This is a genomic window from Sorangium sp. So ce302, from assembly GCF_051530145.1.
Classification (GTDB): domain Bacteria; phylum Myxococcota_A; class Polyangia; order Polyangiales; family Polyangiaceae; genus Sorangium; species Sorangium cellulosum_B.
On the sequence record NZ_CP150326.1, the window covers coordinates 12,356,543 to 12,380,433 of the forward strand.

Below are 23,891 nucleotides of genomic sequence, written 5' to 3' on the forward strand. Positions count from 1 at the left end.
CTAGCCGAGTTTGAGGAATGCCTTCGTCCTGGACTCGAAGGCGCCGTTGAAGAAGGCGATTTCGCCGACCTCTAGCTTCTCTACCTCCTTCGAATACTTCCAGTGCGTGAGATCGACCTTTAGGGTCGCGATGGACATGGCCTGTCCCACCTTCTCGAATTTTATGCCCGTTGTCGCCCTGGAGTTGAGGGTCGCCTCCATCTTTTGCCCGTTGACGCTCGTCGCGATCCCCGCTCCGTCGAACTTGTGGATCCCCGCCGAGTTCTTGGTCCCGTAGAGCTCCACGGATAAGCCCGTGGCCTTGAACCACTGGCCGGTGGCCTTGTTTTTTACGTTCGGGGCGTCGAGCGTGATCTCGGTAGGGCTATTGAGGAGGATTGTTCCCGCCCTGCTCTCGATGCTGACGTTGCCATTGATCGTCGCGGTCCACGTCTTGTCCACGTCCGTCTTCCATTCGCCGTAGTCGTCGTGGTTCTGCGCGCTGACCTTGTGCACCCAGCTCCCCGTCACCACCTGCTTGCCGCCGGGCTCGATCGTCTGGGTGAGCCCTCCATGGATGTCCTGCGTCATGCCGCCCGACGTGACCTTGTCGACGCGCCCCGAATGCACCGTGACGTTCTGATGGTCGTTGTAGAACTCGTTGGAATCGCCGTCCACGTTGAGCGTGTGAGTGCCGACGTAATGGAGGGTCGCGTCATCGCCGACGTCGACGTTGTACTTGCAGCCCACGGTCTGCCACCAGTTGCCGCACACGTTGAACCCGGCGTTGCCGTCCGTGTAGACGTAGAACATGCAGTCCACGTTCTGGATTGCGGAGTTTGCGCTCGGCGTCAGCGGAGGCACGACGAAGCCCTGCTGGGTAGGCCCGCCCATGTGGAGGTTCGTGCCGCCCACCGGGGTATACAGGTCGATGTGCTGCTTGCCCTCGAGATCCTCGACGACCATGTGGTTCTTGCCACCGGTGCGCAGCACGTTCTGCGTCAGGTTGCGGCTCGTCACCGTGCTAGGCCGGTGCGCGTTCGGCACCACGCCCGCGATGACCGGCCGGTCCGGATCCCCGCCCTGGAACGACACCATGACTTCGGTCCCCTTGCGCAGCGGGAAGTGCCAGCCCTCGACGCTGCCCCCGTGCGGCTGCATCATGCGCAGGTAGGTCGACGTGGAGCCGTCGGGGAGCTCGCTCGCGTCAAAGTTGAAGCGGACGAGGTACCGCCCCTGGTCGTCGATTTGGGCATACTGGCTGTCGCTCGAGCCGTCGACGACGCCGTTCTCGAAGCCGAAGATGCGCGGCCACGGCGTCGCCTGGGCCGCCCTGAACTGCACGTCGGCCGGGATCGCCACCACCTCGACGCGGTACGTCTCGTCCACAGCCATCCCCGTGAAGCGCGTGATGTCGAACGAGCCGCCCGTGATCGCGGCCGCGTGCCGCACCTCGACGGCCAGGTAGCGGGTCGGCATGTCCGAAGGCCCGTCCTCCAGCTCGAAGACGTAGCCGGCCCGCAGCCCTGTCGCGTTGCCGGTCGCATGCAGGGTGAGCTCACGGCACGCCATCGACTCCGCCTTGACCTGGGCCAGCCGCGTCGCCTCGTCCTGCGTGAAGACGCGGTAGCCGTACTCGCGCACCTCACCGTGGCCGCTCTTGGACACGGCGTGCTCTCCCGACACCGAGGCGGCCGGGTTCGCGTAGTTGTAATCGTTGATCCGCACCGCGGCCGGCAGCGCGCTGAGATCGACGTGCACCTCCCGGAAGCACTCGCCCGCCGACACGTCGTGGCTCGAGGTCGGGTGGTAACGAACCCGGCCGTTGCCGCTCAGCGGCTCGTGCTGATCCTTGCTGTCGACGATGACCATGACCTCGGCGCCGCCGTCGTCGACCGGGTGCTCGAAGTGGTAGTAGAGCCCCTCGCGCTCGAGCCATCGATGGGTGAAGTCAAGGTGGCTCTCCCGGTATTGACAGACGAACTCCTCTTCCGGATAGCGGTCCGTGTCGACGCTGAACCGGAAGTCGCTCGTCGTGAGGCCGCCATGCGTGAGCGTCTTCGTCAGGAAGGCGTCGATCCTGCTCTTCGTATGGACGAAGCTGCGCACCGAGTGGCGCTGGAGCCACAGCCTGGGCACGAGCGACCCATGGTAGAGCGCGCGGTCGGCCGACTCGCGCAGCAGCCGGAGGCGCACGAACACGCCGTGCCAGCACATCGGCGGCGCGTCGGCGCCGCGCTGGAGCGTGAGCGTCGCCGGGGCGTTGATCGCGGCGCGGACGTCGGTGCCCGCTGGCACCGTGAACAGGACGTCGAACTCGAACGGTCGGCACAGCGCCTCGGTGCCCTTGAAGCCGACGGCCCGGGCGGCCGGCAGCGCTGCGCAGTGCATGGCAAAAACGTCCACGCTCATGAGCTCCCCACCAGGTTGTGGTCCACCCGAGGCCCCCTTGAACGCAGCGGCCGCGCGCGGACGATGTCGCGACCGCGAACCCTACACAGAAGCGCGCCCGACGTGCAAGGTCGTGGATGTCACCGCACGACACCGTCGCGTGGTGGTACCCTGGCCGAGCGAGGAGCCGACGCCGATGGACGGGGAACCCGAGTCTGAGCTCGTGGACAGTTTCGTTGCCTGGCAGGCGCCGCGCGGGGCGGGCCCGAAAGCCCGCCCCGCCGCGAAGGCGGCCCTCAGTAACCGCGGTGCACGTTGAAGGCCAGGTCGTCCGCGACGGTGGTGCCGTCGAGGTTGACGATCGTCCACTTCGCGAGCGTCGTGTTGTAGCGCAGGACGCTCCATTTCGTATGGTACTTGATCACCCCGTCCGGCGCTCGGTTGACATGCGTGAAGAACAGGCGCGCGTCGGGCACGCCGTTCGTATTCGGATCGTCGATGACGAGGGCGCTGCCGCTGCGCGTCGCCGCGCTCGATACCACGGTGTGGTATCCGCCCAGCTTCACCGCGAACGATGCCCCCATCGGCAGCGCGGCGAGGTCCTCGTTGTAGATGGCCCACCGCTGGATACCCACGTTGTAATAGACCCCCACCGGATGGTTGTTGTAGACGCTCGGCGCCCCCTGCGGGTTGTAGATGTGGCTCACCTGAGGGGCGACGTGGGGGCGCCCGTTCAGCGACGGATGATTGATGTACGTGAAGTTGCCCCCGGCGTTGCCGGCTGCGACCTGGTGCACGAACACGCTGTTGCTCGGCGACATGGCGCGGACGGCGAACCGCGCGCCCGCCGGCATCACGGCGAGGTCCTCGTTGTACACGGCCCATTTCTGCTGGGACGCGCTGTACCAGGCTCCTACGAAATGGTTGTTGGTGGTGATCGTGCCCTCGAGGGGCGACACGAGGACGATGCGGTTCGGCTTCCCGTTGAGCTCCGGGTGATCGATGAAGCTCGAGTTGCCCGATGGCGACGTGACCTCGTGGATGAGCGAGACCGAACCCGGCTCTTCGTTGCGGGCGGCGTCGCGCATCGCCCTGCTGACGTTCATCGCCGTGGGCAGATCGATGGTGGTGGGCGTCATCTCCACGGGGTCGGGCAGCCCCTCGGGCCCCGTGGCCATGAAGAGCCACGTGGTCTGGTTCGGGATGTTCGGCATGCCGCCCGTGGGGCTCTTGAACACCTCCCCGCTCGGGGTGACGAGCTGGAACGTGTCTCCCGGCCAGAGCTCCAGGCTGTCGCCGACCTGGAGCGACTTGCCGACAATGGCCGTCTCGATCTGCGAGCTCGCGCGGACGATCCGCGCCTGCCCGCTCACCTGCACGATCTGCGCGTCCTTGGCCCAGGCCAGGAACACCCCGCCCCGCGCCGGCTGCATGGGTATCGAGCGGACGTGCGTCGTTCGCGGATCGATGGGCGGCGGACGTGTCGTGTACCAGTCTCCTGGGAACGCGCACGTGAGGCACGGCCATGGCCACGGCAGTCGGAACCGGATCTTGTCGATGTAAATGCAGCCGCCCTTCGGGCAGATGACCGACCAGTCGACGGCCGGAGGGAACGACTCGTTCGCGCAGTTCACCGAGATGCCGTCGAACGTGTTTGCCTGGTCGAGCCAGCTCTCGCAAGCGTCGCTGGGCGTGTCCGTCACGAGCGCGCCGCCGGGCCCCATGTCACCCACCTGGAGCTGAGGCGGTGAATCGAAGTCCGTCGCCGCGGCGCCGAGGCCGTGCGGGGCGCCCTCCAGCATGAACTGCGGGGTCTTGACGAACACCTCGCAGAGATCCCTGAGGGCCTCGTTGCCGTCCGACGCCGTCGGGTACGCCGTGGTGAACGTCGTGGTCAGCGCCTTGCCCAGGAACGTCGCGAGCGCGGTCGCCTCGGCGGCGTCGGTCGAGAGGCCTCGCCCGAGGAGCCGGAAGCGCAGCGCCTCGACCGCGCCGCGCACCGTGACGCCGCCTGTCCTGGCGCGATCCGAGAGCGCGTCGATCCAGTCGCGGGTGAGCGCCGGCGGCCGTTCGCAGCGGCCGCCGGAGGCCTCCCACCCGAGCATGGAGAACTGCGACGAGGTCGGGCTGGCCAGGCTGAGGCGCGAGAGGTGGAGCCCCATCGCGGCCGCGTCGGAGCGGGTCGGGTACGTTGTCGCCGCGGGGAAGTGGGTGACCGGCAGGTTCCAGCCGAGCGCCGACGCCTTCATCCGGAAGAGCAGGTCAGCGGAGCGGCGATGAACGGCGTCGCCCACGTAATCGCTGGTCGGAGCGTCGATGAACGGCTCGAAGACCTTGGGCATGTTCTCCACGGAGGCCGGCGTGCGGTTGAAATACGGCGACGTGACGATCTCCGTGAGCAATCCCTTGAGAGACCAGTCCCGCCCGACGACGTGGTGCTCGGCGAGGTTCCAGAGCCTCTTCTGTTCGTCGGTGTTGCGAGATACGAAGTTGGCGATGGTGAGGGGCGCGCCGAAGATCTCCCTCCAGATGTCGTTGGCGAAGGCGGCCGCGAGCCAGTACGCGCCGAGCGTGCGCCCCTCGTTCGCGAACCCCGAGCCCGTGTCGAGCGCGCCTGTCTTGTACGACTCGCGCAGCGCGAGGTAGCCCTCCTTCAGCCGGTCGTCGAGCGACCACACGGTCGCGTTGTCCTCGGGGGGGAGCAGGAGGCCGGACCCGTTCGTCGCGGCGGCCGACGTGTCGCTCGCGAAACCGCCGCACGCCGCCTTGCTCCATCCCGCGAACGGGGCGATCGAGCCGCTCGTGTAACGAAACGACTCTATCCAGTCGGCGTCCATCGGCGGGCTCGTCCACGGATCGAGCGCGGAGAAGACGCGGCGCTCCTGCCCTGCCGCCCAGCTGTATCCTGGCGTGAACTTCGACGGCGAACAGGAAAATTCCGACCGGTGGCAGTTCAGGCAGGTCATGGATTTGTTCGAATAGACCTGCGTGAAATGCTCCGCGACCTGGCGCTGGCCGATCACCGCCTCCTCGCCGGCGTTGCCCGATCTACGGATCAGCGCGAAGACGAACCCGCGGTACGCCGGGAAGACGTTGTCGATGAGGAGGGAGCCGCGCACGACGTCGGCCATGTTGTACGTGCCTGGTGAGGTCGGCGCGTTGGGCTCGCCCGCGATGGACAGCGCCGGGTCGGCGCCGGCGCGGTCCGTATGGAGGACGATCTTCGCCGCGGTCTTCCTGGCGGCGTCCGTGGGCAAGAGCGGCTGGGAGAAGCAGTCTGCCTGGCTGTGCTCCCCCTCGCGGTCCACGCGCAGGCGATCGAGCAGCACGCCCGTCCAGCGGTCGACGAAGGCCGGCTCGTTCATGAGCGCCTCGGCGAGGCGGGCGCGGCCGACGCGCGCGGTCATCACCGTGAGGAACTTGAGCTCGCCGAAGCTGCGGACGGGCCTCCCGAGGAGCGCCGGGACGACCTGCTCGACCCAGGCCGCGTCCCCGGCGTCCTCCCCGCCAGGGGGAGTGGGATCCGGCGCGAGCGCCGATTGACCCACGCCGAGCGGAGACTCCAGCGTGTCGGACCCGCTGCACGCCGCGAGCAAGCTGCCGGCGAGCAGCCAGGCGGCTCGGCGCCGCCTCGATGAGATGGTCTTCGGGTTCATGGTGTCTCCTCTCACGCCTGAAAAAACGGTGCCTCGTAGGGAGGCCCCGGCGGCAGCTCGCCGACCGCGAAGTTGTCAGTGACGTGCGGATCGATGCCTGCGGCCGTCAGGGCCACGCACGCGAGGTTGGCGGCCGTGTAGCTGCCGAGGGGGGACCCGGTCATCCAATCGAAGCTGCCGATCCGCCTGGGCTCCCCCGAGACCGTGGGCTGGATCGGACCGCCGAGCAGCACGACCACGTAGCCTCGACCGTAGTGGTTGCGGCCAGCGGGCAGGTCCGGCCCGATGGTGCGGCCGAACTCCGTGTTGAGGATGATCAGCGTGTCGTCGATGCTGATGCGCCCCGATGCCGGCGTCGTCAGGCTCGTCACCCGGCTCAGCTCCTTCAGGAGGTTGTACAGGTTGCCGAACGTCACGCCGGCGGTGTGCCCGTGCCCGTCGTACGCCGCCCCGGTGTCGGTGCCGAGCCCGACGTCGACCATGCCCACGTAGCGCGTGTCCTTCGTGTTGAAGAGCCACGCCGCCATGTCGAGGCTCGCCTTCGTGGTGTTGAGCGGCGATCCCCCGGGGGGTCCTCCGGGGCTGGGGGAGTTCGTCGAGCAATGCACCGCCGTGGGGCCCTCGGTGCGAAGGCTCGAGTTGAACACCGGCTCGAGGTCCGGGCTCCCGGGCAAGCTGTCGAGCGCGGCCGCGTAAGCGTCGAACCCGCGCGACCGGGATCCGTCGAGGCCGGCCTCGTAGAGACCGGCATAAACTTGATTCAGCGCGTCGCTCCCCGGAACGACGTTGCTCCGCGCTGCCCAGGCTGCCATGTCGCTCGCGGCGGCGCTCATGGGGACGATCACGGGCCGCGTCGCGGAGCCGTGCATGCCGACCGCGAGCCACGCGTCGAACGCGGAGGCATCCCCGGGGAAGAAGCGCGAGCTCGGGGGCATGAGGACGTAGGAGGTGTGCTGTTCGGGGTAGCGGCGCTTCATCGCCGCGCCGAGGCTGGCCGCGCGGCTATCGCCGAAGCGCCGCCCGGTGAGGGCATACGGGATCGCCACGGGGTGCGCGGTGAACTCGTGCGTCATCGTGACGACGCGCGTGCGGGCGAGGAGGTCGGGTCGACTCCAGAGCGGGGACGTCGCGGGGCTCCACAGCATCCCCCCCTTGGTCTGGGAGTTCGTTCCGTTCCCTGAGCCGCCGCAGCCGGAGATCGACGTCTCATTGAACGCGTCGAGCAGGCCACCAGAATACACCTCGCCGCGCTGCTCGACGTGGAACGTTTCCCATGGAGAGAGCCCTCCGTAGAGGAAGATTTCGAGGATCTTCTTCGGGCCGCCCCACGTGGCCACGTTAGGATAAGGGGCCCACTCCTCTCCTGAAGGGCCATCGGCCCAGGCAGGTTCACGCGGCAATGCCGCCGCGGCGGCGAGCGCTCCGGCGCCCGTCAACAACTTCCGTCGAGTGATCATTGGGTGCTCCTCCTGGTTCACGACAGGACGCGTGAATGGAAGCTCGGCGTTCGGCTTCCGGCGCGGCCGAGGTGTCTCGCCGCGAAGCTGCAGGCGCGCTCGCGAGCTCCGGCTCGCCGGCGCATCGGCGCATCAGTGCACCCTGTGTGCCATCCCCGAGGTGGCCGTCGCCCTGCCAGGGTCCTTGTGCAGGCTTCGCGAAGGCGGCTGTCGCGCAGCGTGGGCGGCGTGCGCTTGGCGGCGCCGGGGGCGCGGTCGCAGCGGCGCTGGCGTGACATGTCACGATCGATCCGTGACATGTCACGATCGATTCGTAACATGTCACGGTCGATCCGTGACATGTCACGCTGCGCGCGGAGACAAGGGCTCACCCGGCGCGAGGACGGGCCGTGGACCGGCCCTCCGCGAGCTCCAGTCAACTTCGGGAGGAGCGTGCGGAGAGGGCTGCTGCGCGGCGGCTCGCCGCCCAGGCGAGGCGCGCGCCGTCAGCGGAGCTCGAGGCGCGGCGCCACGACGGGCGCCGCGCCCGACAAGGCGCCTGTCACGAGCGCCGCTCTCGCTCAGGGCTCGAACTTGACCGTGACCGGCGAAGGCTGGTCGCTGGCCCCTTGGCCCACGCCGAGCTGCCCGTCGGCGTTCTCGCCCCAGCAGAGGATCTCGCCGGTCGCCTTCAGCGCGCACGTGTGCTGGTCGCCCCCCGGCGAGCTGCGCCACGCCGTCGATGGGCACGTCGACCGGCGGCGTGGACAGCATCCCGTCGCCGTTGCCCAGGTAAGTGTCCCGGAGCAGCAAGTTGCTCCTTGGTCAGCTTTTTACGCTGCCGCTCTCCGCGCGGAAAGCCGCTCCCGCCGGCGGGCGCGGTGGTCCGGTCCTGCGGGTGTGGGCGCCTGGCGCGGGCTCGATGCACTCGCGGCGCGGGGCGCGGCGCTCGCCGAGCGCTGCTGGGACCTGCTCCGGCGGCCGACATGAAGTAACCTTTCCCCCAGCGCGGATCGACGCGGTGCGCCGCGCCCGCGCCACGCCGAGAGCCCCCTTCGAGATGAGATGCAGCGCATGAGCGCCGACGGCCGGGATCCCGGCGCCGCGGCCCCCTTCGACTGGAACCGCGCAGAGCCCGCGCCGGGGGAGCGCCCGCCGCGCCCCGGTGAGCTGCTGTCGCCCCCCGGCTTCGGCGGGCAGCTGTCGCCCCCCGGCACCGGCGGGCTGCGGCCGCCCCGCGGTGGCCTGCAGCCGCCCCGCGGTGGCCTTCAGCCGCCCCCTGGCGGCCTGGTGGCCGACGCGTGGGGCGCCGCGCGCGCCGAGGGCGAGGCGTGGCTGCCCTTCGACCGGGGAGCCCGGCCCGTCGAGGTGCTCGACGAGACGCTGCGCGACGGCATCCAGGGCGTCTCCACGGTGAACCCGCCGCGCGCGCGCAAGATCGAGCTCCTCCACGCGATGGCGAGCGTCGGCGTCGACGTCGTGAACCTCGGCATCCCGGCGGCCGGGCCGCGGCAGTTCGACGACGCGTGCCTGCTCGTCCGGGAGATCGTCGCGTCCCGCCTGCCGCTCGGCCTGACCGCGGCCGCGCGCACCCTCGCCGCGGACGTGGAGGAGGTCGCCCGCGTGGCCGAGCGCGCCGGGGCGCCGATCATGGTCTACGCGTTCATCGGCAGCTCGCCGATCCGGCACTTCGTCGAGGGGTGGGGGCCTGACTTCCTGGCCCGCAGCGTGGACGAGGCCGGGCGGGCGGCCGCGGCGGCCGGCCTGCCCTTCTGCCTCGTCGCGGAGGACGCGACCCGCTCGCCGCCCGACATGCTCCGCACGCTCTTCCGCGCCGCCGTCGACGCCGGCGCGGCGCGCCTCTGCCTTTGCGACACGACCGGCCATGTCACCCCGCCGGGGGTCGAGGCGCTCGTCGCGTTCGCCCGGCGGGAGCTGGGCGCGCTGGGGGCGACCGGGATCGAGCTCGACTGGCACGGCCACAACGATCGCGGGCTCGGCCTCGCGGCCGCGCTCTGGGCGGTGGCGAGCGGCGTCGAGCGGGTCCACGCCACGGCGCTGGGCGTCGGGGAGCGGACGGGCAACACCTGCCTGGAGCTGCTCGTCGACAACCTCGGTCGCCTCGGCGCGCGCGCCCCGGTGCCACGCGAGCGCCTCGCGGCGTACTGCGCGGCCGCGTCGCGCGCGCTCGCCTGGCCCGTCGCGCCGGACCATCCGATCGCGGGGGCGCTCACCCGCCGGGGGTGACGTTGCCCCCGCCGACGCGCGCCAGGGCGGCGCGGACGATGGGCGCAGCGGGCGCGACGGCGTCCGCGAGCTCGCCGACGCGGCCCGCCGCGCGCTCGGCGCGGGCCCACGCCGACGAGAAGCCGAGCGTGCCGGGCGGATGGGCCTCGGCGAGGGCGATCGCTTGCCGGAGGTCGTCGCCGACCGCGGCGATGGCGTGGAGATCTGCCACGCTCGCCCCGCGGGTGCGCGCCTCGGCGTAGAGCGCGCGCACGATGCCGAGCAGGTCGCGGGCGGCCTCCAGCGGGAAGGGGTCGTGGCGGATCGAGAGCACGCTGGCCGCAGATCAGGGGGGCCGGGCGGGGGCGTCAAGCGGTGGGTCGAGCGGTCGTGCGTGTGATGCGGTTTGAAAATTGCAGTGGAAGGCCGTCATGAACGACGACAAGGATGAGCTCGCGAAGACGGACATTCCCGGCGACGACGAGGATGCCCCGCTCCCGCCGAACCCGGGGGATCCGGGGCCGGAGCAGCCGGAGCCGCCGTCGCCCGATCCGACGGAGGACCCGCGCTTCCCGCCGCTGGGCGACTTCCCGCGCGGGGTTTGAGGCGAGGCGAGGGGCGGTACCTGGTCGCGTGAGGTAAGGGGTTTCGCGAGTCCTCTCGCCTCACCACAGTGGTCTGGGAGGCTGCCCTCTTCGGACAGGCCGAAACAGGTGTTTCCCGCGTCGAGCTGTTCAGCGACGTTAAAAACTAATCAGGTCACACGCAGGGCACAAAACAAAGAAGACACGGCTCTCGCCGGAGTCTCCTGGTGGAGGCACCGGGAATCGAACCCGGAGCTGAACTGATGTCCAGCATGCGCGAGAGATACGGCAGACGCCGCGTCGGACGCGTCGGAACGGTGTCAGAGGCCATCGAGGCTCAATTCCTCTCGTATACCCGAGTGCCCTCTCGTGGAGCCCCGTGCCCGGACGTCGGGGCACACGGAGGTCACACGCCCAGAGCTGCGTACCGTCCTAGCGGGTAGTACCACCCAGCGGAACCGGTGCAAGCATCTCCCAGCGATCAAATCTACTCAAGTCATTGACGCTACGATTGTCCAATATCGCAGCGGCTATGGATTTGTAGAGATTAAATTGCTCCGACGAAAGTCGGCGCATCGCTGTTTCTAATACTGAATCGAACGACCATTCGCTCCGCCGAAATCCGTGTTCCAATAGCGTTTTTAGTTGAGCGAGCGCTCTGCTGTCATCGCGGCCCAAAAATTGCTCAGCCATGCCGATGTAAAATATGGATTCTGCTGTGTCGATACTAGGAGCCAGTTGACTCTGCTGCAATGCGATCTTGGCATATGGTAGTGCTTCTAGCGGCCGATCTTGAGACAGCAGCAGCCCGGAGAAGTTAACGCAAGCGTGCATGTTGAGGGGGGCAATCTCAAGCGCAAATCTGTAATGCTCTTCCGCGCCAAGTATATCGTTTTTCTTTTGCCATAAAAAATTCGCAAATCCGGCGTGCGTTAATGGATCTTGTGGAGCCTTTTGGATCGCGAGCCTATGTAATCTTTCTGCTTCCTCGAGATCTTTCTTTTTCCAGCTTAAGAAATAGGCAAGCGTCAAGATGGCGGTCGGGCCTTTGGAATCAAGCTCAACTGCGCGGCGGAATAGAGTTTCGGTCTCGTCCCAATTTTCTGGTTTGGAAGACAGGATAACGGCCAGGAGCACGTTGCTTTGTGCGCTGTTGGGTTTGATACTGTGTGTGGACCTCGCAATTTTTTCTGCGTCTATTATGTTTTCTTGATCCCTCCAAAGAGTATATGCAAGGTTTCTGTGGAGCTCGATGCTATCAGGGTAGCGTTGGATCCCGATTCGATAAATTTGCTCCTTTCTGCTTGGATCTTTTTCGGCCTTCGCCTTCAGCTCCCAGGCCCACCAACCCACGTTTGCTTGTTCTACTGCGGACTCAAGTGCTGGAATTAGATCCGGGTGCCGGATTACATCAAGATCTAATATCCGATTCTGATATATTCCGACACGCTCCTCCGCTCGTTTTCCCAGTACATGACCTAGCGGCTTAATCTTCATCTTGGAACCGACGAGCAGCATTAAGGTGTCGAAGTCAGGTGTTGGGACCAATGCGCCGCGATGTTGGGCTACCAGGTTGCAGATGCGTTCACTTGGTTCGATTTTTTCGTAATAACACCAGATTGTCTGTCCCTTGATCTCTCCTGGATCCAGTGATTCTAGTAAGTCCATGAGGCTGTCGTCGTTGCCTCCATATCCAATGAATATTGGTGTAAAGTGGGACAGAAGGGTTCTAAGCGTTCCTGCCCAGGCCTCGTGGAGTCGTTTCAGGCTTCTGGGGTCGTTCTTGGGGGCCAGCAGCAAATCTCGATGAATTTTGCAAACTAGTGGCCTGCGCATGGCCACGCGGACGAAGCTGGTGAGTAATTCGTGACCGGCCACGAGCGGGTACGCGGTAGTGTAAATGGCTAGGGCATCAGCTACCAAATTGTCGAAATTCGTGGTGATGACCACGCGGTGTCTCGTTGTTTCCAGCGCTTTTGCGAGAATCGAGTACCCAGGGCTCGGTTCGATGCGTGCCATCATGTCTTCTAAACATGCGAAGCCCTCATCCGGATTGTTGCAGAATCGGCGCTCGTATACCCGGGGGTAGAACGCGGCTGCGTTCGAGTATGTAAAATCGCTGATCTTGAGGTTCTCGGAGGTTGCCCATGCTTCGATGGGCGAAACCGTGTCGTCTAGGCGCTCGTGAAGCTCTTTCAGCCACCGTTCGACTAGTTCTCCGCCAGTAGGTATGCCGGACGCTTTGGAAGCTCCAGCTCCAAGGACCCATGCAAATGCGTGATCCTCCATCTTGCTGTGAACGAATTCGAAGTGACTCAGGAACCCTTTAAGGGTCCATCTTTCTGGGGAGTTGCCCATCGTTGGTCCTCGCAATTTTGCATGTTACCACGTTCAACAGGATCTATGACATGGGTCTCACAGGAGTGCCGTAGACATGGTATGCGATGGGACTACACTGGGGTGGTGACGCAGTGCCCGTGGACCGCGCCGCTGATCACCAGATCGCCGGGCCGAGGCTCCGGCCAGCGCCGCCTCAACGGGTCGCGGGAGTCGCTGGCTCTCCGGGCGGCACCGAGGGAGGCTCCGGCGGCTGCCCCTTCCCGTCGGGGTGGGGAGCGTCCTCAGCCAAGTGTTAGCGCCCAGCCTCAATAAGGCTTCAGGCCGACATCTCGCTCAAGCTCCTTGATGGAGGAGGGTACGCATCCCCGCACGAGGCATCGTCCACCGTGAGTGCAGGGGCGCCTCCTCGTGCCCGCCGGATGCATTCCCGTGACCTATCTCAAATTCTCACGCCGTCTGCTCCTCCCTGCGCTTTTTCTCAGATCATGGGGAACGCGGACGTCCGCGTCGCCGCCCGGGCTCGCCACGCCGAGAGGCATTGCTTCGTGCCGACCGAAATTGTCATGCTCATCGTCGCTTTTCCCGCCGCCCACGGGTGTAGGAGCGGCCGCGGAGTGGGAGCGGAGCATCGGCGCGGTGCCAGCCACAAAAGGCGACGAGGAGGCCCAGTCTTGGCGGACAACCTCCTCGTCGTGCTCCGGTTCGCGTGTCGAGGAATCGAAGCGGTCACAGTCTCGTCCACAGCGCGCTCGATATCAAGAGCTGGCAGCAGCAGGTGCCCACGGTCGAGGCGGTGCGCCCCGCTCGCTGCCCTGCGTGCGGAGCGGCGAGCCAGCCCGTCGGGGGACCTCTTGGCCTCCACGGCCATGGCCTTCGCGAGCGGCAGGTGCGTGGCCCGGCCGGCCCGAACGCGCCCGCCGTTCTTCTCGTGCTCCAGCTGCGCCGCTACCGCTGCCTGCCCTGCGGGGCGGTGATCCTCGTCGGTCCACGCGAGCTGCTGCCGCGGCGGCACTACAGCGCCGCGGCGATCGGCTTCGCTCTTGCGCTCTACGGGCTCGTGCTGGCGACCGCCCGCGAGGTGCGCCGGCGGATCAGCCCGCAGACGATCCTGGGCGCCACGGCCTTCACCGGCTGGGCCACGCTCCGCCGCTGGACGCGCGACGTCGCGCATCGACGCCTCTTTGCCGCACTGCCGTCGTCTGATCCCGGCGCGATGCTGCGCCGCGTGGCAGCGAGCGCGGCGGCCTCGCTCGCCGCCTACGCGGATCCGACCTCCCGGGGCGAAGCGCTGGAGCACCGAGCGTTCCTCGGCGCCGCGCACGCAGCGTGAGGGCGGCTGTCAGCGACGAGCCCAGAGAACAAGACCCACCCGAGAGGATCCCTCCCTCGACGAGCCTCGGTGGCGCACAAGGGCCCCGCGCCGCAGGGCGCAGAAAGGACCCTTCGATATGGATCTCGGACCTGCCGATCACGCCGAGGCCGTCGCGATCTTTCGCGCTTCGGTCATCGGCCCCGTCATGCACCGCGAGCTCGGCCGCGGACGGCTCGCCGCCGAGCTGCGCGCCTTGAGCGCCCAGCGGTTCCGGCCGCCGGGCGCCGACAGCACGCGCACCTATTCGGTCCCCACGCTCGAGCGCTGGCTGTACGCGTACCGCGCCACAGGCCTCGCCGGCCTTCGTCCCGAGCCGCGCTCCGATCGCGGCTTCGCGCAGGAGCTGCGCGCCGAGCTGCGCGAGCTCTTGCTCGACATCCGGCGCGAGCATCCCGCGGCATCGGTGTCGCTCATCCTGAGCACCCTCGTCGACGAGGGGCGCATCGATCCGGGCCAGGTCTCGGAGCCGACAGTGCGACGGTTGTATGCGGCGGCGGGTCTGTCGCGTCGGGCGGCTCGCTCGGAACAACAGCCGAGGACACGGCTGCGCTGGCAGGCCGAGCGGCCCGGAGCGCTCTGGCACGGTGACGTCTGCCACCTGCCGCAGTGCAAGATGGGCGGTCGGACGGTGCCTGTCCGCATCCATGGCTTGCTCGACGATGCCTCTCGCTACGTCGTCGCGCTCGAGGCGCACTCGACCGAGAGGGAGGTCGACATGCTCGGGCTGCTCGTGGACGCGCTTCGCCGCCACGGCAAACCGGATGCCCTTTACCTGGACAATGGCTCCACCTACCGGGGCGAAGTCCTCCGGACGGCGTGCTCGCGACTCGGTATCACCCTGCTGCATGCGAAGCCCTATGACCCGCAGGCGCGCGGCAAGATGGAGCGCTTCTGGCGGACGTTGCGCGAGGGGTGCCTGAGCTTCCTCGGCGAGGTCGCGTCGCTCAAGGACATCGACGCACGGCTCAAGGCCTTCCTCGAACGGCGTTATCACGCGGCGCCGCACGCCGGGCTGATGGGCAAGTGCCCCTCGAAGCTGTACGCGCAAAAGCCCGCCGGCGAGGGCGCGGTCGAGGAGCGGGCGCTGCGCGCCGCGCTGACAGAACGCAGCCGGCGGCGCGTGTCCAGCGACAATGTGATCTCCATCGACGGCGAAGCGTGGGAGCTCGATCAGGGCTACCTGGCTGGCCAGCTCGTCACGGTCGCTCATTGTCACGTCGCCCCGGACGCGACCCCGTGGGTCGAGCACGAGGGCAAGCGCCTGCCGCTCCGCCGCCTCGATCCGGCGAAGAACGCGCGGCGCCGGCGGCCGCCATGCAGCGGTCCGCTCGCACAAGGGCCGAGCCGCCCCACCGACTTCGCTCCGACGAGGGCGCTGCTGCGGGCTGGAAGCGAAAGGCCGGAGGCCTCGGATCCCGACGACAGCTCCGAGGGAGGTGCTCGATGAGCGAGTCTTTCATCCGATTCTTCGGGCTCTCCGAGTCGCCCTTCTCCAAGGAGATCCCGGACAGCGACCTCTGGCTGCCGCCCTCGAAACATGAGCTCGTCGAGGAGCTGTGCGACGCGGTCCACGAGCGCTCCCAGGTGCTGCTCGTCGGCGAGCCGGGCGCCGGCAAGACGTGCGTGCTGCGCGCGCTGCGCCATCGCTTGCCGCAGGCCGGATTCCGCCTGACCTACTGCCACAACGCCACGCTCGGACGCCGCGACTTCTACCGGCAGCTCTGCCAGGCCCTCGGCCTGACCCCTGCTGCGACCGCGGCCGCCGTCTTCTACGCGATCAGCGCGCACGTCGAGAACCTCGGACGAGAACGGATTCACCCGGTCTTTCTGCTCGACGAGGCGCACCTACTTCATCAGGACACGTTGGACCATCTTCACATCTTGGCAAATTACGAATGGGACAGCCGGGCGCTGCTGAGTCTGATTCTGGTGGGGCTGCCCGACCTCAAGGACCGGCTTGAGCTGCGCAAGAACCGCTCCCTGTACTCGCGGATCGACCGGCGCCTGTCGATCGGACCGATGACGGCGGACGATACGAGCGAGTATGTCCGCCTGCGGCTCGGCCGTGCCGGTTGCGATCGCGATCTCTTTACCTCCGAGGCGCTGACCTCGCTGCACGAGGCCGCCGGCTCGAGCCTGCGCGAGATCGACCGCGTGGCCACCGCCGCGCTGCGCGAGTCGGCTCGGCGGAAAAAGAAGCTCGTCGAGCGGGACGTCATGGCCCGGGTGATCGGCGACGTCAGGAGTGACGCCGACTGAACGGCGTCTACGCTCACGCGTGGCAGGCGCCGGCAGCCATCGCGCCGTCGGCGCCTACGGGTCATCCGACGCGATGGCCATCGCGCGTTGAGCGCCCCCGTGCGCCGGAGATGGCCATCGCCCAGCGGCGCGGCCCGTGCAGGCGGGTGATGGCCATCGCCCTCCTCGACCTCGCCCGCGCAGGCTCGTGATGGCCATCAACCAGACGGCGCGCAACGCCATCAATCAGCCTGAGCGTCAACACCAAGCCACCCGACTGCCCGCCTGTCAGATCACGATCGACGCGGCGCCGTCGCTCACCAGCCGGAAGGTACGTAGGGGTACCCGCGCGATCTGCTGGCCCGTGCTTGCCAGGCCCTCAGCTTTGCGAGCCCTCGCCGAGGTGGGAACGGGGAGCTCGTCCCACCTACGCCTCGCCCACGCAGGCCTCGCAGAGGTAGCGGTCACAGAACAGCCACAGGGCACCGATGTGCTTCCCATCGACGAACGAGAGCTCGAACGAGAGCCCGAACGGCGGATCGTTGGTTACCGTGTGGACGTACGGAGGGGACGGGGTGCGGCCGAGCGGGAGCTGGATCGTCACCGGGTTGTGTGCGTTCACTCGCCCGGCCGGGCCGTGTACGTGGTCGTCACGATGGGGCTGACCAGCCATGCCCCGGGGACGAACACGTCGGTCCGGTTCTCGGCCGGGTTGTCGGTGACCACCGCCCCGACGAAGTTGAGTGCGGGGCGCTCCGGCAACTCGACGCCTCCAGCGAAGATGCGGCGGACGCCGAAGAACGGCGTGTCGATCCAGTTCAGGACCCTCGACATGGTTACCTCTTCAGGTGCAGGACGCGGAGCACGGACGCGTCGTAGATAGCGAGCTGCCCAGGGTCGCCGTTCCGGGTCTTGCCCTGGAGCTTGACCCGATAGTTGCCGGCCTGGGATGCGACGAGGAACCCGGAGATGGCGGCTGGCGCCCGTGAGTTCCGGAGCTCGGACGCGGTGTGCGCGCCGGGGGGGATGAGCATGATCCCGTTCGGCGCCACGGCGACGAGCCGGACGCGCGCCTGGTCGTTGATGCCGCTGGCCAGGAACTCGAGCGTGAAGGAGCAGTCCAGGAGCAGCACGTCGAGCGGCTCCAAGTTGGGCATGTCGACGCGGAAGACGCGGGAGCCGGCGTCCAGCCAGTCGGCGTACGTAGTCGTTGGGGGCAAGCCGACGCCACCGTCCTCATTTCCCCACGATGTGAAGTGCACCGCCTCGATGCGCCGGCTGAAAAGGTAGGCCGTGCGATCGGCGTGCGCCACGAGCCCGACGTTGACGCGCGCGGCGACGGCGAGCTACGTCCGCACCTCGTTCAGCGGAGGATCTTGCGCAACTGCTTTCGCCCGCGATGCAGCCGCTTGTTCGTCGTGCCTGGATGGGCACCGAGCTCTGCTGCGATCTCCTCAGCGGTATTGCCCACGGCGGTGCCCGCGAGCACGGCACGGAGCTCGGGCTTGAGCCGCTCCAGGCAACGAAGCGCCATCCGGGCCTCTACCTGGCCGAAGGGCGACGGTGCATGCCTCGCTATCCCCGGAGCCGCGAACGCAGCAAGCTCCCTGTACCACCGGTACAGGCGCTCTCGGTAATGGAAGATGTGGTGCCAAGTAACAGCGAAGAGCCAGCTCTGTAGAGCCTTCTTCGGCGGCACCTCCGGACGGGGCCGAAATCCTCCGCCTTCCACGCTGCGCCAGGCGGACAGGAAGATCTCCTGAATCACATCCGGCTGGTCGCGAGCGGGTACGCCGAACTGGCGCAACACGGCATGGATCATCCTCGAGTGCCGCATGATGGCCTCGAGGGAAACGTGCACTGCCGGAGGCCCACCAATCTGGACTCGGCGTGACGTGCGCCTATGCTCCGCCACGGCTTCCTTGCGTGTCATGGACGTGCTCATTCTCCTGGCCCGGCGCAGGGCGGATCTCGGCCTGACGTCGCTCAAGAACGCCGCCGTCTCCACCGCTGGCTATCTGTCGCCAGGGCCGCCGCCGATTCAGCGAAGTTGCAGCAGCAGCGCCTCGCGCTCCCGGGCCAGCTGACCCCGAGGGAACTCCATGGCGTGCATGTCAAGCAGGCGTCGCGCCTCGACGTTAGCCCTGGCGTTGTAGGCTTCGATGGCCTTGCGCGCCTGGAGGATCAGGTCCTTCTCGCGCTCGCTCGCGACCAGGCGTACGGCGCGGACGGGCGGCGAGGAACGCGCAGCTGTTGCGGCCGGCGAAGCGGGCTTGCCGTTCGTCGTGACCAGTGGATGCCCGCCGGGCGCTGCGATGCCCTGCACCACGAGCGAGGCCGTGGCGACCGCACGGCGTGCGTCTGGCCGGTCGAGGGGCGGCGCGGTGTGCTGCTGCGGGGGCGTGACCGCACCGGCGTGGATCGCTGCCGGCTGTAACCACGCGGTCGTACAGGCCGAGCCTGACGAGCGTGGAGCTGTCGCGACGACGGCGCCCGTCAGCATGACGAGCGCCGCCTGCGCGAAGACCTTCGCCCCGACCTTCTGCAGGTGCAGCGCGGTCGTCCACCACGAGCGACGGAACAGGCCGAACGCCACCGGAACGCAGGGCACCTTGTCCCAGCCCCGGAATTCTTGCTGCGCCATCCAGCGCCGCTTTGCCTCCTCCAGCTGCTCGCGTGCCCTGCGGTGCTGGCTCCTCACGGCGTCCAGCTTGAGCCCCAGCTTGGCGGCGATCTCGGCGAGCGACTTCTCCTCGAGCTCGTGCTCGACCAAGAGGTCGCGGTACTTGGGGTCGACCTGCTCGATCAGGTCGCGCATGACGGCTTCCCGCTCCTGCATCCGGAGCAAGGCTTCCGGGCTCGGTTGGTCCCCGCGGAAGTCGTGCTCGTCGAACGGGGTCAGGACCTCACCCCGACGGCTCGCGTCCCGTAGGTGCCTGCGGGCGAGGTTCAGGGCGATGGTGACGGAGTACGGCGCTGGATCCACGCCCGTCTCGATCCGCCCTCTCGCCTCCCAGTCCCGTAGGAGCGCTTCCTGCGCGAGGTCCTCGGCGTGTCGCGCGGGGACACCGAGCCGCCTGATGAGGCGGCGGAAGCGCTCGAAGTGGGGGGGAGTTCGTGCTGGCTTGCCCACAGCTGGTAGCACCCCTGAGCTGGCCGGAAGGGTTCAAGAAAGAGAAGGGTCGGTCAACTTTGGTAGGATAATGTACGCTTTGTGATGTGCGTACCTGGGCAACTCCACTGCGCGGAGGGGCGACGGGCGCCTTTGCGTCGTCGGGCCGATCTTTGCCTGACAAAACGTTCTTTCCCTTCGAATTTGTCGCCGTTGACGCCGCGCGCCGGGCGTAAGTACGTTCCGCGCATGCGTGACGTTGCGCCTTCGTTGTTATTCTGCCTGATGCTTGGCGCCGCTGGTGTCTACACGAGCCCCGCCAGCGCCGAGGACATCTATTCGACGCTGGAGCGAAGCGGCAGCTCGACGGTGAAGGACCATGTACGCCGTGCGCAGAGAGCCCGTGACGCAGGTCGGTGGACCGAGGCATACGCGGCCTACAATGCGGCGCTCGATGCGACAGACCCGGCGTCGAACACGGAGAAGGAGCGCGCGGAGATCGCCGGAGAGCTCGGCCTTTGTGAGCTCGAGCTGCGCAAGTACCGTGATGCTGCCGAGCATCTCGCCTGGAGTCTCGAGCAGCGCAACGTCCTGCCCCTTGAACTACAGCTGCGGTTCGAGGCCGGGCAGCGCAAGGCAGCGTCGCATGTCGCGACCCTCTACCTGTCTGTCGACCCGCCGGACGCGGAGGTGCTCATTGACGGCAAGCCCATCAGCGCGCCTGCGCGGACCTACCGGCTGTTCTTGGAGCCCGGACAGCACATGGTGCGGGCCCGGTTGGCGGGCCATGAGGAGGCGTTCGCGTCGTTCGACGCGCAGGCCGGGAAGCCGACGACCATCTCGCTGCAGGTACCGCGCGCTGCAGCGCCGGGCACCCCTGCGAAGGGAACCTCAACCAAGAGCTCCGCGCGAGGAGCGCAGGCGTCGTCCGTGGCGCCCTCCACCACCGCGTCGACGCTGCGCATCGGCGGCGCGGTCGTGGCGGGGGCAACCATGGCAGCTGGCGGCGGGTTGCTGATCTGGAGTGCCTACACCGAGGATGAGCTCCACGATCGAGCTACCGCGCTGCGTGGCGCAGACGAGGATGCGAGCCGATGTGCTGGCCCCAAGGTACCGCGCGCGTGCTCGGAGCTGCGCGACCTGCAAGAGAAGCGCGATCTCCTGACGAAAGCCGGATGGGTGACCCTGGCGTCGGGAGGCGCGCTCGGTGCGCTGACGCTCGTGTCTCTGCTCGTGGACCGAAGCTCGCCGCTCAGCGATGGGGTGCGTGTTGTGCCCACGGTGAGCGGGCAGCGCATGGGGCTTATGATGGCGGGTGTGTGGTGACGAACGTGGAACTTCGGAGCATGGATACCTCATCGAAAGGTCGACGCCGGGTGGCTGTGGCCACCTTGGTGCCTATCGCGCTCGGGTTCGGAATCGCTTCTCTCGTGTACGGGTGTTCCTCCGGTCACGAGGATCCCATCTGTGTCGACGACCCCACGGTGAAGCCTCCGCAAGATGGGTGCGGCCTATTCGTCAGCGCAAGTCTCGGCGACGACGCGAATCCAGGAACGCGCGCAGCACCCCTGAAAACACTGCGCAAGGCCCTCGAGCTCGTGGAGGAGGGCGGTCACCTCCACCATGTCTACGCTTGCGCTGAGACCTTCGACGAACGTCTCTGGTTCTACGACACGAGTATCTGGGGCGGGTTCGACTGCACGAACGGCTGGCAGCACCTCGGTGCCGATGCGAAGACCGTCATCGCCCCGAAGCAGCCCGAGCGCGAAGTCGTGACGTTCGGAGGGCGGGGAATCACGCTCGCGAACCTGCGGATCGTGGCGCCCGATGGTAACGAGGTGGACCGAACAGAAGCGTGCTCGATCGGAATCGTCGCTGTGCGCGATGAGGCCGAGCTCAAGCTCGTTGCGAGCGAAGTCATCACAGGACGGGGCGCGATGCCGGGCGGCAACTCGATCGGGATCTATCTCTCCGCTGGCAGCGAGATCGAGGTGATCGACAGCCGCATCGTCGCAGGTGACGGAGCCGACGGTGAGCCCGGAGCTCCGGCGGAGGACGCAGCGGCGGCCGATGGGCGGCCTGGACACGCGGGAGCCGACGCGTGCACGGTCGATGACGTGCCTGCAACCCGAGAGGTCACGACGGAGTGTGACGACGAAACCTCGGTCAGCGGCCAAGGCGGTCCCGGTCTGCCCGATGAGGGCTTCGACGCAGGTTATGGGGAGCCGCTCCCCGACCCGAACCCGACGGGCGCCGGCACCGGGGGCGTTGGTCAGCAGGGAAGCATGGCGTGCACCGACGGCCAGCGCGGCCTCGACGGTGCCGCGGGGGTGCACGGTCAGGGGGCAAGGCTTCCTGGCGTTGTGGGATGGGTCCGCACGCTGGGCAAGGGGCAGGACGGGACGCTCGGACGCCCGGGTCAGGGCGGCGGCGGTGGTGGCGGTTCGCGCGGCGGTGCGACCGCCTGTGGTGCCGGGCCGGTCGGGGGGGCGTTCGGCGGCTCGGGTGGTTCCGGCGGTTGTGGCGGCAAGCAGGGAACAGGCGGTTTCTCCGGAGGAGTGAGCGCTGGCATCGTCACAAGAGGTTCGAAGGTCACCATCCGCGGATCGACCCTTCAGACCGGCCGCGGCGGTCGGGGCGGCGCGGGAGGGGCGGGATTGCCAGGAGGAAGCGGAGCTCCCGGCGGTGAGGGAGGCGGAGGCGTGCCCGGAGCGCTCGCGGGATGCCGCGGAGGCGACGGCGGCAACGGGGGGCCCGGCGGTGGCGCAGGCGGCGGGCTCGGCGGTCATTCGGTAGCCATCGCGTATCTGGAGACCGCGGAGGTTACGCGCGAGAACGTCCAGGCGACGTTTCTCCTTGGAACTGCTGGGGAGGGAGGGGACGGCGGCGATCCGAATGTCACGGAGAGCAAGGGCGACGATGGCGTGGCGGCCGAGTTCCTGCCGTTTGCGGCCATCGATCCGAACGACCCAGACTCTCATGAGCTGCAGTAGGGGGCGCCATGTGGGATGAGATGACGAGATGGGAATCGGGCTTCCGCGCGCTGGGTGCTCGGCCTTTGCTGTTCGGAGTCGCTTTGTTCAACGGGAGCGCGGCGCTCGGATGCGGTAGCGAATCGGGGGTGTGGGAACGTTGCGAGGAGACCCTCTCATGCGCGCCGGTGGAGTCCTGCAACGCGGATCCCGGCAACGCCGATCGTCCGGTCGACTGCGATGGCGTGTATGTGGCAGACAAAGGCAATGATGCTGGGCCTGGCACGCCGAATTCGCCGATAAAAACGTTTGCGCGGGCGTTCGAGCTTGCCCGCGAGCGTGGCATGCGGGTGTACGCATGCGCCGACACATTCTCTGTCGAAGTCCGTGTGCCGGCAGGAATGGACGTGTGGGGAGGTCTCGACTGCCGCGGTCTGCCAAGTCATTGGCCCCTGCATCCACTCGGCGAGCTCACGACGATTGCGCCAGGTCCGAACCGGATTCCGCTCACCGTCGTGGACCAGGCGGCGGAGCCCTCGCCCGAGGCCGACGTGATCACGACGCTGACGAGAATCCGTATGATCGCACAAGATGCCACCGTGCCGGGCGGCTCCTCCATCGCCATGCGCGCCCTGCCGGGAGTGACGGTAGAGGTGCGCTTGAGCGAGGTCGTAGCCGGGGACGGCGCAGATGGAGCCGCTGGCGCGGATGGAGGCGTCGATGCAGCACAAGAGGGAACACCGGGGAACCCGGGAGCGATGGCGTGCTCTGCCGATACGGTGACGGGAGGGGCGCGAGTCACAACCTCGTGTGACGATGGCATCTCGTCGGGGGGAATGGGTGGTATCGGCGCAAACGATGATGGTGGCGACGGGGAAAGTGGTTCCCCTCTGCCAATCACGAATCCGATGAGCCACGGTCTGGGTGGAGCTGGGCAAGCCATCCTGTCCTGCACAGAGGGGAGGGGCGGGCTGGCGGGGGATGACGGCGCGAACGGGAACGGCGCATCAGGGCCCGGTCGGGTCACAGACACGGGACTGGAAGGTGGCGCAGGCGAAGATGGTCAGGCAGGGAAGCACGGTTACGGGGGCGGCGGTGGAGGCGGCTCGCGTGGCGGTTCAGTGTACTGCGGCGCAGGAGCAGCACAGGGCGGCGCTTCTGGTGGTTCCGGCGGTGCTGGCGGCTGCGGCGGCAAGCCTGGGAGGGGCGGCGGTCCAGGCGGATCCAGCATCGGGATTCTGTCTTACCACGCCAGCGTCCGCGCAAGTAAAACCAGCATCATCACGGGTCGTGGTGGAAACGGTGGACGAGGCGGGGATGGCCAGTACGGCGGCGTGGGTGGGTACGGTGGCACTGGCGGAGGCAACAGGGCCGGATCGCAGCCAGGCTGCCGTGGCGGCGATGGCGGGAAGGGCGGCAACGGGGGCCGGGGCGGTGGAGGCCACGGAGGACACTCACTCGCGGTGGCACATACCGTCGACCAAGGCCCTAACGTCGAACCCGACTCTCCGATCAAATTCGGCATCCCTGGTGACGGCGGGGGTGCCGGCGATCTGAACGCGAACTCGGGCAAGCCCGGTTCCGC

At 67.7% G+C, this 23,891-nt stretch carries 18 protein-coding genes; 7 read left to right on the forward strand and 11 right to left on the reverse strand.

Annotation, left to right across the window (positions count from 1 at the left end; genetic code table 11):
* From WME73_RS46775 to WME73_RS46790, 4 genes are all read right to left on the reverse strand, one after another.
* Nucleotides 1–2,391 carry a type VI secretion system Vgr family protein gene (locus tag WME73_RS46775; RefSeq protein ID WP_437913827.1) on the reverse strand — a complete coding sequence of 797 codons (2,391 nt, stop codon included), beginning with the start codon at nt 2,389–2,391 and terminating at the stop codon, nt 1–3.
* A gap of 275 nt (nt 2,392–2,666) precedes the next feature.
* Nucleotides 2,667–6,026, reverse strand: coding sequence for a DUF7452 domain-containing protein (locus WME73_RS46780; RefSeq protein ID WP_437913828.1), 3,360 nt, complete (start codon nt 6,024–6,026; stop codon nt 2,667–2,669).
* An 11-nt stretch (nt 6,027–6,037) separates the two neighbouring features.
* Nucleotides 6,038–7,483, reverse strand: coding sequence for a DUF1501 domain-containing protein (locus tag WME73_RS46785; RefSeq protein ID WP_437913829.1), 1,446 nt, complete (start codon nt 7,481–7,483; stop codon nt 6,038–6,040).
* 560 nt (nt 7,484–8,043) lie between these two features.
* Nucleotides 8,044–8,157 carry a hypothetical protein gene (locus WME73_RS46790; RefSeq protein WP_437748122.1) on the reverse strand — a complete coding sequence of 38 codons (114 nt, stop codon included), beginning with the start codon at nt 8,155–8,157 and terminating at the stop codon, nt 8,044–8,046.
* 379 nt (nt 8,158–8,536) lie between these two features.
* On the opposite strand from WME73_RS46790, the gene WME73_RS46795 reads away from it, so the two are divergent.
* Entirely contained in the window at nt 8,537–9,709 is a 1,173-nt protein-coding gene (locus tag WME73_RS46795; RefSeq protein WP_437913830.1) for a 2-isopropylmalate synthase, read from the forward strand.
* Here the strand turns inward: WME73_RS46795 and WME73_RS46800 are convergent.
* Nucleotides 9,693–10,022 (reverse strand): hypothetical protein, encoded by a 330-nt coding sequence (locus WME73_RS46800; protein WP_437742767.1) that lies wholly within the window; start codon nt 10,020–10,022, stop codon nt 9,693–9,695. The two genes, WME73_RS46795 and WME73_RS46800, sit on opposite strands and share 17 nt — an antisense overlap.
* Nucleotides 10,023–10,119: 97 nt before the next feature.
* Here WME73_RS46800 and WME73_RS46805 point away from each other — a divergent pair, with 97 nt between their 5' ends.
* Nucleotides 10,120–10,293, forward strand: coding sequence for a hypothetical protein (locus WME73_RS46805; protein WP_437547347.1), 174 nt, complete (start codon nt 10,120–10,122; stop codon nt 10,291–10,293).
* A gap of 411 nt (nt 10,294–10,704) precedes the next feature.
* Here the strand turns inward: WME73_RS46805 and WME73_RS46810 are convergent, their stop codons facing one another.
* On the reverse strand, nt 10,705–12,630 hold the full coding sequence (locus tag WME73_RS46810; protein ID WP_437913831.1) for an SIR2 family protein: 1,926 nt from the start codon (nt 12,628–12,630) through the stop codon (nt 10,705–10,707).
* Nucleotides 12,631–13,318: 688 nt separating this feature from the next.
* Between WME73_RS46810 and WME73_RS46815 the strand changes: the two genes are divergently transcribed.
* The 3 genes from WME73_RS46815 (at nt 13,319) to WME73_RS46825 (ending at nt 16,243) form a co-directional block, all read left to right on the forward strand.
* On the forward strand, nt 13,319–13,942 hold the full coding sequence (locus tag WME73_RS46815; protein WP_437912937.1) for a hypothetical protein: 624 nt from the start codon (nt 13,319–13,321) through the stop codon (nt 13,940–13,942).
* Between the two features lie 118 nt (nt 13,943–14,060).
* Complete coding sequence (locus WME73_RS46820; RefSeq protein WP_437913832.1) at nt 14,061–15,431, forward strand: DDE-type integrase/transposase/recombinase; 1,371 nt, start codon at nt 14,061–14,063, stop codon at nt 15,429–15,431.
* Nucleotides 15,428–16,243, forward strand: a complete 816-nt coding sequence (locus WME73_RS46825) for an ExeA family protein (RefSeq protein WP_437742624.1) — start codon at nt 15,428–15,430, stop codon at nt 16,241–16,243. The genes WME73_RS46820 and WME73_RS46825 overlap by 4 nt, the downstream gene beginning before the upstream one ends.
* 406 nt (nt 16,244–16,649) lie before the next feature.
* On the opposite strand, the gene WME73_RS46830 is transcribed toward WME73_RS46825, so the two are convergent.
* From WME73_RS46830 to WME73_RS46850, 5 genes are all read right to left on the reverse strand, one after another.
* Complete coding sequence (locus WME73_RS46830) at nt 16,650–16,826, reverse strand: hypothetical protein (RefSeq protein ID WP_437913833.1); 177 nt, start codon at nt 16,824–16,826, stop codon at nt 16,650–16,652.
* A gap of 14 nt (nt 16,827–16,840) precedes the next feature.
* The gene (locus WME73_RS46835; protein WP_437913834.1) at nt 16,841–17,056 is read right to left on the reverse strand and encodes a hypothetical protein; all 216 of its coding nucleotides are present in this window, start codon (nt 17,054–17,056) and stop codon (nt 16,841–16,843) included.
* Between the two features lie 2 nt (nt 17,057–17,058).
* The gene (locus tag WME73_RS46840; protein ID WP_437913835.1) at nt 17,059–17,442 is read right to left on the reverse strand and encodes a hypothetical protein; all 384 of its coding nucleotides are present in this window, start codon (nt 17,440–17,442) and stop codon (nt 17,059–17,061) included.
* Between the two features lie 143 nt (nt 17,443–17,585).
* Nucleotides 17,586–18,059 carry an RNA polymerase sigma factor gene (locus WME73_RS46845; RefSeq protein ID WP_437917509.1) on the reverse strand — a complete coding sequence of 158 codons (474 nt, stop codon included), beginning with the start codon at nt 18,057–18,059 and terminating at the stop codon, nt 17,586–17,588.
* 204 nt (nt 18,060–18,263) lie between these two features.
* Nucleotides 18,264–19,367: an RNA polymerase sigma factor gene (locus WME73_RS46850; protein ID WP_437913836.1), complete on the reverse strand. Its 1,104-nt coding sequence runs from the start codon at nt 19,365–19,367 to the stop codon at nt 18,264–18,266.
* A gap of 216 nt (nt 19,368–19,583) precedes the next feature.
* On the opposite strand from WME73_RS46850, the gene WME73_RS46855 reads away from it, so the two are divergent.
* Both WME73_RS46855 and WME73_RS46860 read left to right on the forward strand, forming a co-directional pair.
* The gene (locus WME73_RS46855) at nt 19,584–20,660 is read left to right on the forward strand and encodes a hypothetical protein (protein WP_437913837.1); all 1,077 of its coding nucleotides are present in this window, start codon (nt 19,584–19,586) and stop codon (nt 20,658–20,660) included.
* Nucleotides 20,654–22,327: a hypothetical protein gene (locus tag WME73_RS46860; RefSeq protein ID WP_437913838.1), complete on the forward strand. Its 1,674-nt coding sequence runs from the start codon at nt 20,654–20,656 to the stop codon at nt 22,325–22,327. Before WME73_RS46855 ends, WME73_RS46860 begins: the two co-directional genes overlap by 7 nt.
* The last annotated feature ends 1,564 nt before the right edge of the window (nt 22,328–23,891 follow it).

What these genes read in the sequence shown, in the direction of transcription:
- WME73_RS46825 (WP_437742624.1), top strand. Translation starts at nt 15,428, where the DNA reads ATGAGCGAGTCTTTCATCCGATTCTTCGGGCTCTCCGAGTCGCCCTTC.
- WME73_RS46775 (WP_437913827.1), bottom strand. Translation starts at nt 2,391, where the DNA reads ATGAGCGTGGACGTTTTTGCCATGCACTGCGCAGCGCTGCCGGCCGCC.
- WME73_RS46795 (WP_437913830.1), top strand. Translation starts at nt 8,537, where the DNA reads ATGAGCGCCGACGGCCGGGATCCCGGCGCCGCGGCCCCCTTCGACTGG.
- WME73_RS46855 (WP_437913837.1), top strand. Translation starts at nt 19,584, where the DNA reads ATGCGTGACGTTGCGCCTTCGTTGTTATTCTGCCTGATGCTTGGCGCC.
- WME73_RS46845 (WP_437917509.1), bottom strand. Translation starts at nt 18,059, where the DNA reads ATGCGGCACTCGAGGATGATCCATGCCGTGTTGCGCCAGTTCGGCGTA.
- WME73_RS46780 (WP_437913828.1), bottom strand. Translation starts at nt 6,026, where the DNA reads ATGAACCCGAAGACCATCTCATCGAGGCGGCGCCGAGCCGCCTGGCTG.
- WME73_RS46820 (WP_437913832.1), top strand. Translation starts at nt 14,061, where the DNA reads ATGGATCTCGGACCTGCCGATCACGCCGAGGCCGTCGCGATCTTTCGC.
- WME73_RS46835 (WP_437913834.1), bottom strand. Translation starts at nt 17,056, where the DNA reads ATGTCGAGGGTCCTGAACTGGATCGACACGCCGTTCTTCGGCGTCCGC.
- WME73_RS46805 (WP_437547347.1), top strand. Translation starts at nt 10,120, where the DNA reads ATGAACGACGACAAGGATGAGCTCGCGAAGACGGACATTCCCGGCGAC.
- WME73_RS46810 (WP_437913831.1), bottom strand. Translation starts at nt 12,630, where the DNA reads ATGGGCAACTCCCCAGAAAGATGGACCCTTAAAGGGTTCCTGAGTCAC.
- WME73_RS46785 (WP_437913829.1), bottom strand. Translation starts at nt 7,483, where the DNA reads ATGATCACTCGACGGAAGTTGTTGACGGGCGCCGGAGCGCTCGCCGCC.